A 15,488-nucleotide genomic window follows, 5' to 3' on the forward strand; every position below is an offset into this window, starting at 1 on the left:
GACGATAGCCGCCGACCGCCGATACGTCCTCGGAACGGCGAAAGACGTTGCGGCACAACACGACCGGCCCACCCGGCACAGGCCGGGCGGGCTGTCGTCGCGGCTTCGGGCCGCTACGCCTGCACGTAGCGGTCCCGGATCTTGCGCTTGTAGAGCTTTCCGTTCGGGTCGCGGGGCAGTTCGTCCAGGTAGTCGATGCTGCGGGGCAGTTTGTACTTGGCCAGGCGGCTCGCGGCGAACGCCATCAGCTCGCGGGTGAGGTCGTCGTCGGCGCGCACGCCCTCGGCCGGCTGCACGACCGCCTTGACCTCCTGGCCCCAGTCCTCGTGCGGGATGCCGAACACCGCGACGTCGGCGACCTTCGGGTGCGTGATCAGCTCGCCCTCGATCTCGGCGGGATAGATGTTCACGCCCCCGGACAGGATCAGGTCCGAGCGCCGGTCGTGCAGGTACAGATAGCCGTCGGCGTCCATGTGCCCGATGTCGCCGACGGTGAACAGGTCGCCGACGCGGGCGTCCTCGGTCTTGGCCTTGTCCTTGTGGTACTCGAAGTTGGAGCCGCCCATGCGCATGTAGACGGTGCCGGTCTCGCCGGGCGGCACCTCGTTGCCGTCGTCGTCGAGCACCTTCACCACCGCGTACGGCCAGGCCTTGCCGACCGAACCGGGCTTGCGCAACCACTCCTCGCCGGAGATGGACGTGCCGCCGCCCTCGGTCGCGGCGTAGTACTCGGTGACGACCGGCCCCCACCACTCCAGCATCCGGCGCTTGGTCTCCTGCGGGCACGGCGCCGCGCCGTGGATCATGCAGCGCAGCGAGGACACGTCGTACTTCGCGCGCACCTCCTCCGGCAGCGCCAGCAGGCGGTGGAACTGGGTCGGCACCATGTGGCTGTGGGTGACCCGGTGCCGCTCGATCAGCCGCAGCATCTCCTCCGGATCCCACTTGTCCATCAGAACCACGGTGTGCCCCAACTGAATCGAGATGGAGGCGAAGTTCAGCACCGCGGTGTGATAGAGCGGCGAGCCGCAGATGTGTACGTGGTCGTCGAACGGCCGGATGCCGAACAGGCCGAAGAAGCCGGTCGCCTGCGGCCCGACCACATCCGGATCGGCGCCGGTCAGCGGGCGGCGCACACCCTTGGGACGGCCGGTGGTGCCCGAGGTGTAGAGCATCGGCGCGCCGGTCGTGCGGTCGTCGGGGCGGCCGGTCTCGCCCGCGCCCAGCTCCGCCAGCGGCTGGAAGCCCTCGACCGTCCCCACCGAATAGCGTGCGCCCGCAGGGACTTTCGCCTCCTCGGCGGCGATCCGGGCGGCCTCGGCGAAGCGCTCGTCGGCGACGAACACCTTCGCCTCGCTGTCGCCGAGGATGTAGGCCACCTCCGGTCCGGTCAGATGCCAGTTCACCGCGACGATGTACAGCCCGGACTGATAGGCCGCGAAGTACACCGCGAGCGCCTCGGCGCTGTTGTGCACCATCGAGACCAGCACGTCACCGGCGCGCAAGCCCTTGGCCCGCAAGCCTTTCGCCAGGCGGTCGGCCTGGCCGGCCAGTTCCGCGTAGCTGACCTGCCGACCCGACGGATCGACGACGGCGATCCGTTCGGGTGCGGCGGCGGCGATATTCCACAATCCCAGCTGCTGCGCCTGCTCCATCGAAGTCACCTCTCGAATCTAGAACGTGTTCTAACCGCGGACAAGGGGTGCCAGCGCCTCGAACTGCGCGACGTCGCGGACCCCGACGAGCAGCATGGTGACGCCCGCCTGCTCCCACACCTTCAGCTGCTCGCGCACGTGCGCCTCATCGCCGATGATCGTGGTGTCGAGGATCAGCTCGTCGGGCACCGCGGCCGCCGCCTCGTCCTTGCGGCCGGAGCGGAACAGCCGGGTGATCTCGTCGACGACCTCGCCGTAGCCCATCCGCCGATACACCTGGGCGTGGAAGTTCAGCTCCTCCGCGCCCATGCCGCCGATGTAGAGCGCCATCACCGGGCGCAACCGGTCCAGTTCGGCCTTCGGGTCGTCGGTCAGGATGACCTGCGCGGTGGCGGCGATCTCGAAGTCGGCGCGCGAACGCCGGGCACCCGCGCGGGCGAACCCCTCGTCGAGCCACTCGTTGTACATTCCGGCGAGCCGGGGCGTGTAGTAGATCGCCAGCCAGCCGTCGGCTATCTCGGCGGTCAGCGCCACGTTCTTGGGGCCCTCGGCGCCCAGCCAGATGGGCAGATCCGCACGTAGCGGGTGGGTTATCGGCTTGAGCGGCTTGCCCAGACCCGTCGCGTCCGGCCCGGTGTAGGGCATCGGGAAGTGCGGTCCCGCGCTCACCACCTTGCCCTCCCGCGCGAGCACCTGACGGACGATCCCGACGTACTCGCGGGTCCGCTGCAACGGTTTGGCGAACGGCTGGCCGTACCAGCCCTCGACCACCTGCGGCCCCGAGACGCCGAGCCCGAGAATGTGCCGGCCGCCGCTGAGGTGATCCATCGTCAGCGCCGCCATCGCGGTGGCCGCGGGCGTGCGCGCCGACAGCTGCACCACCGAGGTGCCCAGCCGCACCCGGCTGGTCCGCGACCCCCACCAGGCCAGCGGCGTGAACGCGTCCGAGCCCCACGACTCCGCCGTGAACACCGCGTCGAAACCGGCCGCCTCGGCGGCGGTCACCAGTTCCCCGGCATTGGACGGCGGCTGCGCGCCCCAGTACCCGAGCTGCAATCCGAAACGCATGACCGATCCTTCCTTGGAGGGCGCGCCCTCCGGCGGGCTACTCTTGCCACCAGAATAAGAACCTGTTCTACTCGATATCGTGACTCAGGGGAACACCATGACCGGCACTGTTGCCGAAGCGAGTGGCCCGGAAACGGGAACCACGCCCGACGTGCTCGCCGCGGAACTACGCATGAAGTTCGACTACACCCGCTCGGTCGGGCCGACCATCGGCCGGTTCCTGACCGGTCTGCGGGACGGCCGGATCGTCGGCGTACGCGGGTCCGACGGCCGGGTCTTCGTGCCACCGGCCGAATACGATCCGGTCACCGCCGACGCGCTGACCGACTTCGTCGACGTGGCCGACGTGGGCACCGTGCAGAGCTGGAGCTGGGTCCGGGACCCGTTGCCCGGCCAGCCCTTCGACCGCCCCTTCGCCTGGGCGCTGATCAAGCTCGACGGCGCGGACACCGCACTGCTGCACGCTGTCGACGTCGACTCCGCCGACGCGATGCGCACCGGCATGCGCGTGCGCGCCCGCTGGGCCGCCGAACGGAGCGGCGGCATCCACGACATCGCCTGCTTCGAGCCCGGCGAAACCTCCACGGCCCCAACGCCGCCCGCGTCCGAGGGCGAGCCGATCACCGGCATCGTCACGCCGATCGACCTGAGCTACAAGCACACCGCGGCCCCGCAGGAGACGGTGTACCTCCGGGGCATCGCGGAGGGCCGGCTGGTGGGTGCCCGCGCGGCCGACGGCAAGGTGTACTTCCCGCCGCGCGGCGCCGACCCGCGCACCGGCGAGCCGACCGAGGACTACGTCGACCTCGCCGACACCGGCATCGTCACCACCTTCTGCATCGTGAACGTGCCGTTCCAGGGTCAGCGCATCAAGCCGCCCTACGTCGCCGCCTACATCTTGCTGGACGGGTCCGACATCCCGTTCCTGCACCTGGTGCTCGGCTGCGAGGCCAGCGAGGTGCGCATGGGCATGCGGGTCAAGGCGTCCTGGAAACCCCGCGAGGAGTGGACCTTCGAGGGTCTGGACAACATCTCGCACTTCGAGCCCACCGGCGAACCCGACGCCGACTACGAGACCTTCGCGCAGCACCTGTAGCGCCGGCGCTTCGGAAGAGAGCTGAAATACCTTGAGCAACAACGTAACCGACATCGCGGTGGTGGGATTCGCCCACGCACCGCACGTTTCGGAGACCTACGGCACCACCAACGGTGTCGAGATGCTGGTGCCGTGCTTCCGGCACCTGTACGACAAGCTCGGCATCACCGTCGGCGACATCGACTTCTGGTGCTCGGGTTCCTCGGATTACCTTGCCGGGCGCGCCTTCTCGTTCATCTCGGCGATCGACTCGATCGGCGCGGTGCCGCCCATCAACGAGTCGCACGTGGAGATGGACGCGGCCTGGGCGCTGTACGAGGCGTGGGTGAAACTGCGCTCCGGCCAGGCGAAGACCGCGTTGGTCTACGGCTTCGGCAAGGCCTCGGCGGGCACGCTGCGCCAGGTCCTGACCATGCAGACCGACCCGTACCTGGTCGCGCCGCTGTGGCCGGACGCCGTCTCGATGGCCGGATTGCAGGCCCGCGCCGGACTGGACGCCGGACGCTGGACCGAGCGGGACATGGCCGCGGTGTCCGCCGCCGACGACGCGGAGATCGAGAAGCGGCTCGCCGCACCGTATGTCGCTGACCCGCTGCGTGAGCACGACATCGCGCCCATCACCGACGGCGCTGCCGCCATCGTGCTCGCCACCGGCGACCGCGCCCGCGAGCTGTGCGAGCGACCGGCCTGGCTGACCGGCATGGCGCACCGCATCGACACCCCGATCCTGGGCGCCCGCGACCTGACCACCTCGCCGTCGGCCGCCGCGGCGGCGCAGGCCGTGCGCAACGGCGACACCGGCGATTTCGACATCGCCGAACTGCACGCGCAGTTCAGCCACGAGCAGCTGATCCTGAAACAAGCACTGGGACTGAGCGATACCACCCGCATCAATCCCTCGGGCGGCGCGCTGGCGGGCAACCCGATGTTCGCGGCCGGACTCGAACGGATCGGTTTCGCCGCGACCGAGATCATCAACGGCAACGCGAACCGCGCCCTCGCCCACGCGGCGAGTGGCCCTGCGCTGCAACAGAACTTGGTGGCCACCCTGGAGGCACGATGACCAACCTCGCCGCGGTGCTCGGCACCGGACAAACCCATCACGTGACGAAACGAACCGATGTGTCCATGGCGGGCCTGTGCCGCGAGGCCATCGATCGCGCGCTGGACGACGCCGAACTCACCATGGCCGACATCGACGCCGTCGTCGTCGGCAAGGCGCCGGACCTGTTCGAGGGTTCGATGATGCCCGAGCTGTTCATGGCGGATGCCCTGGGCGCCACCGGGAAACCGCTGCTGCGCGTGCACACCGCGGGCTCGGTCGGCGGCTCCACCGGCATCGTGGCGGCCAACCACGTGCAGGCCGGCGTGCACGGCAAGGTGCTCGCGGTGGCCTGGGAGAAGCAGTCGGAATCGAATGCCATGTGGGCACTGTCGAATCCGGTCCCGTTCACCAAGCCGGTCGGCGCGGGCGCGGGCGGCTACTTCGCCCCGCACGTGCGGGCCTACATCCGCCGGTCCAACGCGCCGCTGCACATCGGGGCGATGGTCGCGGCCAAGGACCGCCGCAACGGCGCCAAGAATCCGCTCGCCCATCTCCAGCAGGGCGACATCACCATGGAGTCGGTGCTGGCCTCGCAGATGCTGTGGGACCCGATCCGATTCGACGAGACCTGCCCCTCCTCCGACGGCGCCTGCGCGATCGTGCTCGGCGACGAGGAGTCGGCGCGGGCCGTCGAGGCGTCCGGGAAGAAGGTCGGCTGGGTGCACGGCACCGCGATGCGCACCGAGCCGCTGGCGTACTCGGGTCGCGACCAGGTCAGCCCGCAGGCCGGCCGCGACGCCGCCGCGGCGCTGTGGAAGCAGGCCGGGATCGCCAATCCGCTCGAGGAGATCGACGCCGCCGAGATCTACGTGCCGTTCTCCTGGTTCGAGCCGATGTGGCTGGAGAATCTGGGCTTCATGCCCGAGGGCGAGGGCTGGAAGCTCACCGACGCCCACGAGACCGAGATCGGCGGGAAGCTGCCGGTCAACCCGTCCGGCGGCGTGCTCAGCTCCAACCCGATCGGCGCCTCCGGCCTGATCCGCTTCGCCGAGGCCGCCAAGCAGGTGATGGGGCGCGCCGGGGCGTACCAGGTCGAGAACGCCCGCAAGGCGTTCGGGCACGCCTACGGCGGTGGATCGCAGTACTTCTCGATGTGGGTCGTGGGATCGGAACGCCCGTGACGATAACCGCCGAGGAATGCGGATTTTTCGGGTATCGCGGCCGCACGATCGAATTCCGGCGCGAATTCTTCGATTTCGGACCGTGCGGATGAGCCCGGTCCCGCCGCGGTCGGCGCGCTTCTACGAGAACATCTGCAAAACCATCGGCAAACTCACCGAGCCGCGTAGCGAATACGACCGAACTGACCAGTCTTTCGAAATCCAAGTGGTCTGTATCGCTCGTTTCGCCGGACCGATAGGAGCATCCGCATGACGACGACCACCGACCATCCCGCCCGGCTCGCCGGGCACGCCTCGCAGGCCGCGGTGCGCGCCCGGGACAAGGCCGCCTGGCTGGACCTCTTCGCCGCCGACGGCATCGTCGAGGACCCGATCGGGCCCTCGGTGTTCGATCCGGAGGGCCGGGGCCACCGCGGCCGCGAGGCCATCGGCGCCTTCTGGGACAAGGCGATCGCCTCGACCGAATCGATCGAGTTCCTGTTCGGCGACTCCTTCGCCTGCGGCAACGAGGTCGCCTTCACCGGCCTGATCCGCACGCACATCGGCGGGCAGGTGATCGACGCCGAGGGCGTGTTCACCTACCGCGTGGACGAGGCGGGCAAGATCGCCGCGCTGCGGGCGTTCTGGGAGGCCGACCGCGCCATGAAAACCATGCGACCGGCCTGACGCCGGGATCGGTGGGGACCGAGAAAGGGCGGGGCACCAGCCGGTGCCCCGCCCTTTTCGTCGTCTTCGCCTCAGTGGGCGACCGGGCAACCGCCCTTGTAGTCCACCGGGAACTCCTTGATGCCGTTGAGCCAGCCCGACCGCAGCCGGCGCGGGTCGCCCAGCTTGCCGATGTCGGGCAGGTGGTCCGCGATGGCGTTGAAGATCAGGTCGATCTCCAGCCGGGCCAGGTTGGCGCCGATGCAGAAGTGCGCCCCGGTGCCGCCGAAGGCCAGGTGCGGGTTGGGGTCGCGCAGAATGTCGAACCGATAGGGGTCCTCGAAGACCTCTTCGTCGAAATTGGCCGAGCGGTACAGCATCACCACGCGCTGCCCCTGCTTGATCTGCACGCCGGCCAACTCGGTGTCCTCGAGCGCGGTGCGCTGGAACGAGGACACGGGGGTGGCCCAGCGGATGATCTCCTCGGCCGCGGTCTTGGGGCGCTGCTCCTTGAACAGCTCCCACTGGTCCGGGTTGTCGAGGAAGGCGGCCATGCCGTGGCTGATGGCGTTGCGGGTGGTCTCGTTGCCGGCCACGGCCAGCAGGATGACGAAGAAGCCGAACTCCTCGGAGGTCAGCGCCTCGCCGTCGATATCGGCGTTGACCAGCTGGGTCACGATGTCGTCGGCCGGGGAACCCTTGCGCGCCTCGGCCATCTGCCAGGCGTAGCCGAGGATCTCGGTCGACGCGGCGAGCGGATCGGCCGTCGACTCCGGGTCGTCGTACCCGGTCATGTCGTTGGACCACTGGAACAGCTTCATCCGGTCCTCCTGCGGCACGCCGATCAGTTCGGCGATCGCCTGCAGAGGCAGCTCGCACGCCACCTGGGTGACGAAGTCGCCCGAACCCGACGCCGCCGCGGCCTCGACGATGCCGCGGGCCCGGGTCGACAGCTCCTCGCGGAGGCCGTTGACCGCGCGCGGGGTGAAGCCCTTGGAGATCAGCTTGCGCATCCGGGTGTGCTGCGGCGCGTCCTGGTTGAGCAGCACGAAACGCTGCAGGTCGATCTGCTCGCGCTTGATGTCGTCGTTGAAGCGCGGGATGGCGGTGTTCTCGTAGTTGGAGAACACGTCGCTGCGCCGCGAGACTTCCTTGACGTCGGCGTGCTTGGAGACCACCCAGAAGCCGTCGTCGTGGAAACCGCCGACCTCGGGCGACTTCGGATTCCACCAGATCGGAGCGGCCCGGCGTAGTTCCGCGAGCTCTTCGACCGGCACCCGCTCTTCCCACATCGCCGGGTCGGTGACGTCGAAACCGTCGGGCAGGTTCGGAGCGGGGCGCGTGTCTACCACCAGCTGTCTCCTTCGACTAACTGAAACAGGTTCTACCGTCATTGAAGCATAGGCGGTACAACTAGTGAAGGAGCGGATAATCAGACTCAGAATGTTCGCAGAACTTGTTTCAGTTTCTGCGCGAAAGGAACGGACATGGGCACTCCCGTCATCGTCGAGGCCGCACGCACGCCGATCGGCAAACGCGGCGGCTGGCTGGCCGGCCTGCACGCCGCCGAGGTGCTCGGTGCCGCCCAGCGGGGGGTGATCGAGCGCGCGCACCTGGATCCCGCACTGGTCGAGCAGGTCATCGGCGGCTGCGTGATGCAGGTCGGCGAGCAGGGCAACAACGTCACCCGCACGGCCTGGCTGCACGCCGGGCTGCCCTGGCAGACCGGCGCCACCACCATCGACGCCCAGTGCGGGTCGGCCCAGCAGGCCAATCACCTGATCGCCGGGCTGATCGCCGCCGGCGCCATCGACATCGGCCTGGCCTGCGGCGTGGAGTCGATGAGCCACGTGCCGCTGGGCGCCAACGTCGGCGAGAACGCCGGGCCGCGCCGCCCCGCGAGCTGGGACATCGATATGCCCAACCAGTTCGAGGCGGCCGAGCGAATCGCCAAGCGGCGCGGCATCACTCGCGACGACATCGACGAATTCGGCGTTCGCTCACAGCGTCTCGCGGCGCGCGCCTGGGCGGAGGGGCGCTTCGAGCGCGAGGTCCTCACTGTCACCGCGCCGCAGGTCGACAAGGAGGGCAACCCGACCGGCGAGAAGCTCGACGTCAACCGCGACCAGGGCCTGCGCGAGACCACCCGGGAGGGGCTGGCGAAGCTGAAGCCGGTGCTGGCGGGCGGAATTCACACCGCCGGCACCTCGTCGCAGGTCTCCGACGGCGCGGCCGCGGTGCTGCTGATGGACGAACAGGCCGCCGCCCGTGCGGGTTTGCGCCCGCGCGCCCGCATCGTCACGCAGGCGCTGGTCGGCGCGGAACCCGAATTCCACCTGGACGGGCCGGTGCAGGCGACCACCCGCCTGCTGGAACGGTCCGGGATGAGCATCTCCGACATCGACGTGTTCGAGATCAACGAGGCCTTCGCCTCGGTGCCGCTGTCCTGGGCTTCGGTGCACGGGCCGGATATGGATAAGGTGAACGTCAACGGCGGCGCGATCGCGCTCGGGCATCCGGTCGGCAGCACCGGGTCGCGGCTGATCACGACGGCGCTGCACGAGTTGGAGCGGTCCGACAAGTCGGTCGCGATGGTCCTCATGTGCGCCGGTGGCGCACTTGCGACGGGAACCATCATCGAACGTCTGTAAGTGCACCGTGATTAGCGCAGATAGTTGAACGTTCATCCCAGAAACCGTCAAACGTGGCGTACACCACACAAAAGTCGGTACAGAAGGAACGATGAGATGTCAGCTATCTTGCGGTTACCGGAGGCCCGTCGCTCGAGACCCCCGCGACGGGCCAGAACCGCTCTCCACCTGCGGTTCCCAACAACCGTTGCGGTGGCCCGCAAACGCCCCGGCCACAACCGCTTCGCGAACCGGCCCCCTGGAAGCTTCAAGGAAATCGCGAATCAGGCGTAGGTTTTCAGTTACTCAGCCGCTAATATCAATGATACGTATCCGAGATAACGACTGTTAGTACAGCGAAGGGAATTGGGCGGCTCACAATGGCTGATTTCGCGGCGCGGCTGAACAAGCTGTTCGAAACCGTGCATCCCCCGGGGCGTAAGCCGCACACCAACGCCGAGGTGGCGGCTGCGTTGACGGCCTCAGGCCATCCGATCTCGAAACCGTATCTCTCCCAGTTGCGGTCGGGACAGCGGACCAACCCGTCAGACGAGACGGTGGCCGCGTTGGCAAAGTTCTTCAAGGTCAAACCGGACTACTTCTTCAACGACATCTATGCCGCCAAGATCGATCACGATCTGGAGCTGCTGTCCCAGCTGCAGGGCTACGGACTGCGTCGGTTGTCGAGTAGGGCGTTCGACCTCTCAGAAGAATCGCAGAACCTCCTGACCTCGATGGCCGAGAAGCTTCGAGCGAGTGAGGGACTGCCTGAGATTCCGCCGGACGGCACGGAATAGCAAGTCTCACAAAGCGACACAGTGCGGTGACTCGGAACCGCACTGTGTTTGTTTTGCGACTGCGACCGAAGCGGAGCACGCTTCGGTGACAGTCGTGCACGGAGTTCGTCCGTGCGTTCGACGCCGGTCCCGAGGCGCTCTGCCATGCCCGAACGCGTTGTTTCCGATGTGATCCACACCGCGAGACCGGTTGGTTGGGCGAATACCGGGCGTCTGTGACGCGGGCGGCTCAGTGCCGTGTCGACGCGGCCTCGCGCGGTTCCGGCGAGGTCGACTCGAAGGCGCGGGCGATCGCCTGCACCCAGCCGCGCGGACTCAGGCCCTCCGGCGGCGCGATCCAGCGCGCGTCCACCACCACCTCGCCGAGCGGATGCCGCGCCCACTGCGCGACCCGATCCGCGCGTTCGGTGATCGAGTCCACCGGCCGTCCCGCGACCGCCAGCTCCACTCCCCCGCCGGACTGCAGATACAGCGCGTCCATGATCTGCGCGACCTGGTCGGAGGCCTTGAGCTGGGTGGTGGAGCCGGTCTGGTCCTTGGCCACGACCTCGGGGAAGCGGCCCACCATGGTGCGGTGCAGCGGCCGAATCTGCCGCAGCAGCAGGCGCGCTCGGGCCCACAGCTCGATCACGATCCACACCGCGCCGACCGCGATCAGCAGGCTCGCGACCTGCCAGGCCGGCCAGAACCAGCCGGGTTCGCCCGGCGGCTCGGGATCGATGTCGAGGGCCAGGCGGCGGACCGACAGCGCGGCCAGCACCCCCACCAGGGCGGTGCCGGAGGTGTAGAGCGCGATGCCGCGGCCCAGCGCCGTCCAGTCCAGGTTGCGCAGGCCGGTGAGCACGATGAACGCGCACCCGAGCAGCGTCGCCACCCAGCCGAACAGGGTCGACCAGGACAGCGTGACGGCGATCGCGACCAGGCCGCCGGCGTAGATGTAGGCGGCGATCTGCCGCAGATTGCGCCGCGAGACCACCGGCCAGGCCGCCGCGGCCACCACCGAGGTCGCGACGGTGAACAGCAGCCAGGCCGCCGCCTCGACCCGGTCGGCGAGCATCTGCCCGCGAATGCCGTTGGGCCGCAGGTGGTCCAGGGCCACGCTCACCTCGGGGATGGTCACCGTGGCGGCCGCGGCGACGGCCGCCACCGCGACCACGATCGCGACGCGGGCCGTCGTCGCCGGCTTCACCAGCACGCGTCCGACGCGCGCGCCGGCGGCCATCCAGACCAGCAGGGCAGTCAGCCAGAACGTCATCCCAGTGCCTCGTCGAATCGAAGGACCGAGACGCCGGCGCCTCGGTTGTGGAACACACGCAGCCGGGTCATCAGCATGCTGGCGAAGGTCTCGGCCTCCCATTCGCACTGCTCGTCCTCGCCGTCGTCGACGATCTGCTGATGCGCGCGCTGGCTGAGCATGTACGCGATCAGATCGTCGCTGGCCTCGAGGGTGACCTCGGGGGCCGGCTCGCCGGGGTGGTCGAAGACGATGTGGCCCAGCTCGTGCGCGAGGGTGTGGTCGCGGCTGGGTAGGGAGGCGGCCAGCACGATCACGTCCTTGTCGGGATAGCTGCGGCGCTGTCCGCACACGCCGGGACCCAGTTGGGCGCTGGCGATCTCGATGGGGCGGCGGCGTTCGGCCGAGATCGCCAGCACCACCTCGTCGAGGGTTGTGGCGTCGAAATCGGCGGCCACCGCGCAGACCGCGTCCACGGCGGCGGCGACCCGGCGGTAGGAACGACTACTCTGTGCGCGACTCTCGGTCATCGGTCACCCCTCATGCCCGCGGTCCGAAGAATTCCGCGCGTGCGGCGTCGATCCGGGCCTGTGCGGCCGAGGCGCTCTGGAAGCTCACCGCGCCCGAGCCGGCCGCGGCCAGTGCCATGGCGGCCAGGCCGCCGATCACGCTCAGCACCTTGACCGGCGGCAGCAGGCCGTCGGCGGAGGTGGGGCGCACGTTGTGATTCGGCGGCTGCGCCTGCACCGCGGGCGGCGGGGCCGCGGGCGGGGGCGGCGGAGGTGCGGGAGCCGCCGGGGGCGCGGCCACCGGAACCGGCGGCGCGAGCGCGGGCAGCGCGGGAATGGCCGGCACCGGAACGGGCGGCACGGCCAGGGGCGGGGCCGGGACCGCCGGCGGGGGCGGCACCGGAACCGGTTGGAGCAGCAGCAGAAGCAGCAGCGGCGAGAGGACCACAGCCGCCGAACCCGTTGCGGCGGAACCCGTCACGGCCGAGCCGGTGCCCAGCAACGCCGCCAACGCGGAACCGGTACCCACCGCAGCCGAACCCGTTGCGGCAGAACCAGTACCGAGCAGGGCAGCCAACGCCGAACCCGTGCCGACAGCCGCCGAACCGGTGGCGGCCGAGCCCGTGCCCAGCAACGCCGCCAGCGCGGAGCCGGTACCCACCGCAGCCGAACCTGTTGCGGCAGAGCCGGTACCGAGCAGGGCGGCCAGCGCCGAACCCGTGCCGACAGCCGCTGAACCTGTTGCGGCGGAACCCGTACCGAGCAGGGCAGCCAACGCCGAACCCGTGCCGACAGCCGCGGAACCCGTTGCGGCGGAACCGGTGCCGAACAGGGCTGCGAGGGCAGCGCCGGTGGCGGAGCCTGTACCCAGGAGAGCGCCGCCCGCGGCGGAACCGGTGCCCGCGAGGGCGGGGCCGACGACCGATCCGGCTCCGGCGAGCGCCGAACCCGTTGCGGCACCGGCCGATCCGACGGCCGCCGAACCGGTGTCGGCCGCGGCGGAACCGGTGCCGAGCACGGCCGAGCCGGTGGCCGCGCCCGCCGAACCCACGGCGGCGGAACCCGTTGCGCCGAGCGCCGCGGAACCCGTGCCCACGGCTGCCGAGCCGGTGCCGAGAATGCTGGCCGAGCCGGTACCGAGCAGCCCGGGTAGTTCGAGGAGTCCGATGCCCGCGGCCGCGTCGCGCGTGGCCGGGGCCTGACTCGCGTCACCCGCCGCGGTCTGCTGCTGTGCCGAACCGCGCGACACCTCGCCCGGCGTCCGCGCGGGTGGGACCTGCGCGGACCCGTCCTGCGAGGACGAATATCGCGGCGACGGGGAAGTGCCGGATCGCCCGGGAATGGTCAGAGGCGCGCCGTCACCATCGGCGGACCCGGACGGCCCGCACTGCGGACAACCACCATTGGGCTGCGCCTGCGCCGCGAGAGGTCCTAACAGCCCGCAGCCGGCGACGATCCCGGCCACTGCCGCTACACGCGCTATGCGACCAACGGTCATGCGCTTGCCTTCCCCTCATCGTTCAGCGCAGATCTTCAACCCGGTCGCTTCTACATCCGGGAATACAACGGATGCCGATCATCATAACTGCCGGGTGTTTGCTCGCACAGCGGGATGGTGTGACCTGTCCCACCGGCTCGCGACCAGCCGAATTACCACCGGCCGGGATCACGCGGGCGCGAGTGCGGGCCCGGATGCTCCCGATGTGCCGGCCGCTGCCGCGCCGGCCCCATCGGATCGCATCCGGATCATCGCCACTCGCACAAGGTCATTCGTCACCGGTGGCCGGGCGGATCGATGCCGCGGGGAAGGTTGCGGCGCGTCGCCCGATTTGCGGGTGCGTGTCGGATTCGGCGGGCGCTCAGGCGCCGTACACCGGCTCCGGCGGCGTCGCCTTGGCAATCAGCTCGCGCACCACCGGACCCAGCTCCGCGGGATTCCAGCGCGCGCCGCGATCGACCGGCACACCGTGCCGCCAACCGTCGGCCAGTGCCACCTTGCCGCCTTCGACCTCGAACATCCGGCCGGTGACCCCGGCGGAGTCGGGACTGCCGAGCCAGACCACCAGCGGGGAGATGTTCTCTGGGGCCATCGCGTCGAATCCGTCGTCGGGCTTGGCCATCATGTCGGCGAACACCGTCTCGGTCATCCGGGTGCGGGCGCTGGGCGCGATGGCGTTGACCGTGACGCCGTAGCGGGCGAACTCCGCGGCGGCGGTGATGGTCAGCGCCGCGATCCCCGCCTTGGCGGCGCCGTAGTTGCCCTGGCCGACGCTGCCCTGTAGCCCGGCCCCTGAGCTGGTGTTGATGATGCGGGCATCGACCGCGCGCCCGGCCTTGGTCTCCGCGCGCCAGTACTGGGCGGCGTGACGCATGGTGGCGAAGTGGCCCTTGAGGTGCACCCGCACGACCGCGTCCCACTCCTGCTCGGACAGGTTGACCAGCATCCGGTCACGCACGATCCCGGCATTGTTGACCAGCACGTCCAGGCCGCCGAAGGTCTGCACGGCCTGGTCGATCAGGCGCTCGGCGCCCGCCCAGTCGGCGACGTCGTCCCCGTTCACGACCGCCTTGCCGCCCAGTTCCAAGATCTCCTCGGCCACCCGGACGGCCGGCGAGTCCGCGCTGGGTGTGCCGTCCAGTTCCGCGCCGAGGTCGTTGACCACCACATTGGCTCCGGCGGCGGCGAAGGCCAGCGCGTGCGCGCGGCCGATGCCCCCGCCCGCGCCGGTCACGATGACGGTGCGGCCGGCACAGATCCGATCGGTGTTGTCTGCCATGTTCGTCGCTCTCATTTCGGTTGTGCTGCGTGGGAATTCGACGCTTCGTTGGCGGTGGCCGCGGCGAGGAACGCGGGCCGCTCGCCGCCGCCGTGCACCAGCAGCGACCCGCCGCTGACGTACCCGGCGAGCGGCGAGGCCAGGAACAGGGCCACCTTGCCGATCTCCTCCGGCGCGGCCAGCCGGCCCAGCGGGACGGTCGCGCCGACCGCCGCGATACCGGCCTCGTCGCCGTAGTGCAGGTGGCTGGACTCGGTGCGCACCATGCCCACGATCATCGAATTGACGCGCACCTTGGGCGCCCACTCCACCGCCAGCGACGAGACGAGGTGGTTGATCCCGGCCTTGGCCGCGCCGTAGGCGGCGGTGCCGGGCGACGGGCGGTAGCCGCTGACGCTGGAGACCATCACGATCGAGCCGCCCGCGGGCTGCTTCTGCATCACCGCGTTGGCGGCCTGCGAGACCAGCAGCGGCGCAAGCAGATTCAGTTCGACAATCTTCGAGTGGAAGTTGCGGCTGGCGTCCGCGGCGAGGGCGAAGGGCGCGCCGCCGGCGTTGTTGATGACGTGGTCGATCCGGCCGTGCCGCTCGACCACGGCATCGATCAGCGTGCGCACCGAATCCCCGTCGCGCACATCGCACGACAGGAATTCCGCGGTGCGGCCGGAGCTGGTGATCGGGGCGTCCGCGGGACGACGGGCGCAGGTCACCACGGTCGCGCCGGCGTCCAGGAATACCCGGCTGATGCCGGCGCCCACTCCCCTGACGCCGCCGGTGACCAGGGCGACGGATCCGGAGAGGTCCACTTCGATTGCCACCGTGATAACCTACCAAGCACTTGCTTGTTTGGC

General features: G+C 69.7%; 14 protein-coding genes. 6 read left to right on the top strand and 8 right to left on the bottom strand.

Annotation, left to right across the window (positions count from 1 at the left end; translation table 11 throughout):
- Positions 1-113 precede the first annotated feature (113 nt).
- Both IU476_RS16555 and IU476_RS16560 read right to left on the bottom strand, forming a co-directional pair.
- Entirely contained in the window at positions 114-1,655 is a 1,542-nt protein-coding gene (locus IU476_RS16555; protein ID WP_195101956.1) for an acyl-CoA synthetase, read from the bottom strand.
- A 30-nt stretch (positions 1,656-1,685) separates the two neighbouring features.
- Positions 1,686-2,723 (bottom strand): LLM class F420-dependent oxidoreductase, encoded by a 1,038-nt coding sequence (locus IU476_RS16560; protein ID WP_195101137.1) that lies wholly within the window; start codon positions 2,721-2,723, stop codon positions 1,686-1,688.
- A gap of 97 nt (positions 2,724-2,820) precedes the next feature.
- Between IU476_RS16560 and IU476_RS16565 the strand changes: the two genes are divergently transcribed.
- The 4 genes from IU476_RS16565 to IU476_RS16580 all read left to right on the top strand — a co-directional run bounded on the left by IU476_RS16565 (position 2,821) and on the right by IU476_RS16580 (position 6,711).
- Positions 2,821-3,819 carry a Zn-ribbon domain-containing OB-fold protein gene (locus IU476_RS16565; RefSeq protein ID WP_195101138.1) on the top strand — a complete coding sequence of 333 codons (999 nt, stop codon included), beginning with the start codon at positions 2,821-2,823 and terminating at the stop codon, positions 3,817-3,819.
- A 31-nt stretch (positions 3,820-3,850) separates the two neighbouring features.
- Complete coding sequence (locus IU476_RS16570; protein ID WP_195101140.1) at positions 3,851-4,882, top strand: thiolase family protein; 1,032 nt, start codon at positions 3,851-3,853, stop codon at positions 4,880-4,882.
- A complete protein-coding gene (locus tag IU476_RS16575) occupies positions 4,879-6,045 on the top strand; it encodes a thiolase family protein (RefSeq protein WP_195101143.1) in 1,167 nt (388 codons plus the stop codon). Before IU476_RS16570 ends, IU476_RS16575 begins: the two co-directional genes overlap by 4 nt.
- A gap of 249 nt (positions 6,046-6,294) precedes the next feature.
- The gene (locus IU476_RS16580) at positions 6,295-6,711 is read left to right on the top strand and encodes a nuclear transport factor 2 family protein (protein WP_195101145.1); all 417 of its coding nucleotides are present in this window, start codon (positions 6,295-6,297) and stop codon (positions 6,709-6,711) included.
- A 71-nt stretch (positions 6,712-6,782) separates the two neighbouring features.
- Here IU476_RS16580 and IU476_RS16585 read toward each other — a convergent pair whose 3' ends face one another.
- Positions 6,783-7,982 carry a cytochrome P450 gene (locus IU476_RS16585; protein WP_228823854.1) on the bottom strand — a complete coding sequence of 400 codons (1,200 nt, stop codon included), beginning with the start codon at positions 7,980-7,982 and terminating at the stop codon, positions 6,783-6,785.
- A 195-nt stretch (positions 7,983-8,177) separates the two neighbouring features.
- On the opposite strand from IU476_RS16585, the gene IU476_RS16590 reads away from it, so the two are divergent.
- Together IU476_RS16590 and IU476_RS16595 are read left to right on the top strand one after the other, a co-directional pair.
- On the top strand, positions 8,178-9,341 hold the full coding sequence (locus tag IU476_RS16590; RefSeq protein WP_195101149.1) for a steroid 3-ketoacyl-CoA thiolase: 1,164 nt from the start codon (positions 8,178-8,180) through the stop codon (positions 9,339-9,341).
- Positions 9,342-9,700: 359 nt separating this feature from the next.
- Positions 9,701-10,117, top strand: coding sequence for a helix-turn-helix domain-containing protein (locus tag IU476_RS16595; protein WP_011207048.1), 417 nt, complete (start codon positions 9,701-9,703; stop codon positions 10,115-10,117).
- Between the two features lie 229 nt (positions 10,118-10,346).
- Here IU476_RS16595 and IU476_RS16600 read toward each other — a convergent pair whose 3' ends face one another.
- From IU476_RS16600 to IU476_RS16620, 5 genes are all read right to left on the bottom strand, one after another.
- Positions 10,347-11,372 carry a hypothetical protein gene (locus IU476_RS16600; RefSeq protein WP_195101151.1) on the bottom strand — a complete coding sequence of 342 codons (1,026 nt, stop codon included), beginning with the start codon at positions 11,370-11,372 and terminating at the stop codon, positions 10,347-10,349.
- Positions 11,369-11,881 (bottom strand): ImmA/IrrE family metallo-endopeptidase, encoded by a 513-nt coding sequence (locus IU476_RS16605; protein ID WP_195101152.1) that lies wholly within the window; start codon positions 11,879-11,881, stop codon positions 11,369-11,371. Before IU476_RS16605 ends, IU476_RS16600 begins: the two co-directional genes overlap by 4 nt.
- 10 nt (positions 11,882-11,891) lie before the next feature.
- Complete coding sequence (locus IU476_RS16610; protein ID WP_195101153.1) at positions 11,892-13,109, bottom strand: hypothetical protein; 1,218 nt, start codon at positions 13,107-13,109, stop codon at positions 11,892-11,894.
- A 610-nt stretch (positions 13,110-13,719) separates the two neighbouring features.
- Positions 13,720-14,637, bottom strand: coding sequence for an SDR family oxidoreductase (locus tag IU476_RS16615; RefSeq protein WP_195101154.1), 918 nt, complete (start codon positions 14,635-14,637; stop codon positions 13,720-13,722).
- Between the two features lie 11 nt (positions 14,638-14,648).
- Complete coding sequence (locus IU476_RS16620) at positions 14,649-15,449, bottom strand: SDR family oxidoreductase (protein ID WP_195101958.1); 801 nt, start codon at positions 15,447-15,449, stop codon at positions 14,649-14,651.
- Positions 15,450-15,488 lie beyond the last annotated feature (39 nt).

Source organism: Nocardia blacklockiae, assembly GCF_015477355.1.
Lineage (GTDB): Bacteria > Actinomycetota > Actinomycetes > Mycobacteriales > Mycobacteriaceae > Nocardia > Nocardia blacklockiae.

What these genes read in the sequence shown, in the direction of transcription:
- IU476_RS16555 (WP_195101956.1), bottom strand. Translation starts at nt 1,655, where the DNA reads ATGGAGCAGGCGCAGCAGCTGGGATTGTGGAATATCGCCGCCGCCGCA.
- IU476_RS16595 (WP_011207048.1), top strand. Translation starts at nt 9,701, where the DNA reads ATGGCTGATTTCGCGGCGCGGCTGAACAAGCTGTTCGAAACCGTGCAT.
- IU476_RS16600 (WP_195101151.1), bottom strand. Translation starts at nt 11,372, where the DNA reads ATGACGTTCTGGCTGACTGCCCTGCTGGTCTGGATGGCCGCCGGCGCG.
- IU476_RS16575 (WP_195101143.1), top strand. Translation starts at nt 4,879, where the DNA reads ATGACCAACCTCGCCGCGGTGCTCGGCACCGGACAAACCCATCACGTG.
- IU476_RS16605 (WP_195101152.1), bottom strand. Translation starts at nt 11,881, where the DNA reads ATGACCGAGAGTCGCGCACAGAGTAGTCGTTCCTACCGCCGGGTCGCC.
- IU476_RS16585 (WP_228823854.1), bottom strand. Translation starts at nt 7,982, where the DNA reads ATGTGGGAAGAGCGGGTGCCGGTCGAAGAGCTCGCGGAACTACGCCGG.
- IU476_RS16565 (WP_195101138.1), top strand. Translation starts at nt 2,821, where the DNA reads ATGACCGGCACTGTTGCCGAAGCGAGTGGCCCGGAAACGGGAACCACG.
- IU476_RS16560 (WP_195101137.1), bottom strand. Translation starts at nt 2,723, where the DNA reads ATGCGTTTCGGATTGCAGCTCGGGTACTGGGGCGCGCAGCCGCCGTCC.
- IU476_RS16580 (WP_195101145.1), top strand. Translation starts at nt 6,295, where the DNA reads ATGACGACGACCACCGACCATCCCGCCCGGCTCGCCGGGCACGCCTCG.
- IU476_RS16615 (WP_195101154.1), bottom strand. Translation starts at nt 14,637, where the DNA reads ATGGCAGACAACACCGATCGGATCTGTGCCGGCCGCACCGTCATCGTG.
- IU476_RS16590 (WP_195101149.1), top strand. Translation starts at nt 8,178, where the DNA reads ATGGGCACTCCCGTCATCGTCGAGGCCGCACGCACGCCGATCGGCAAA.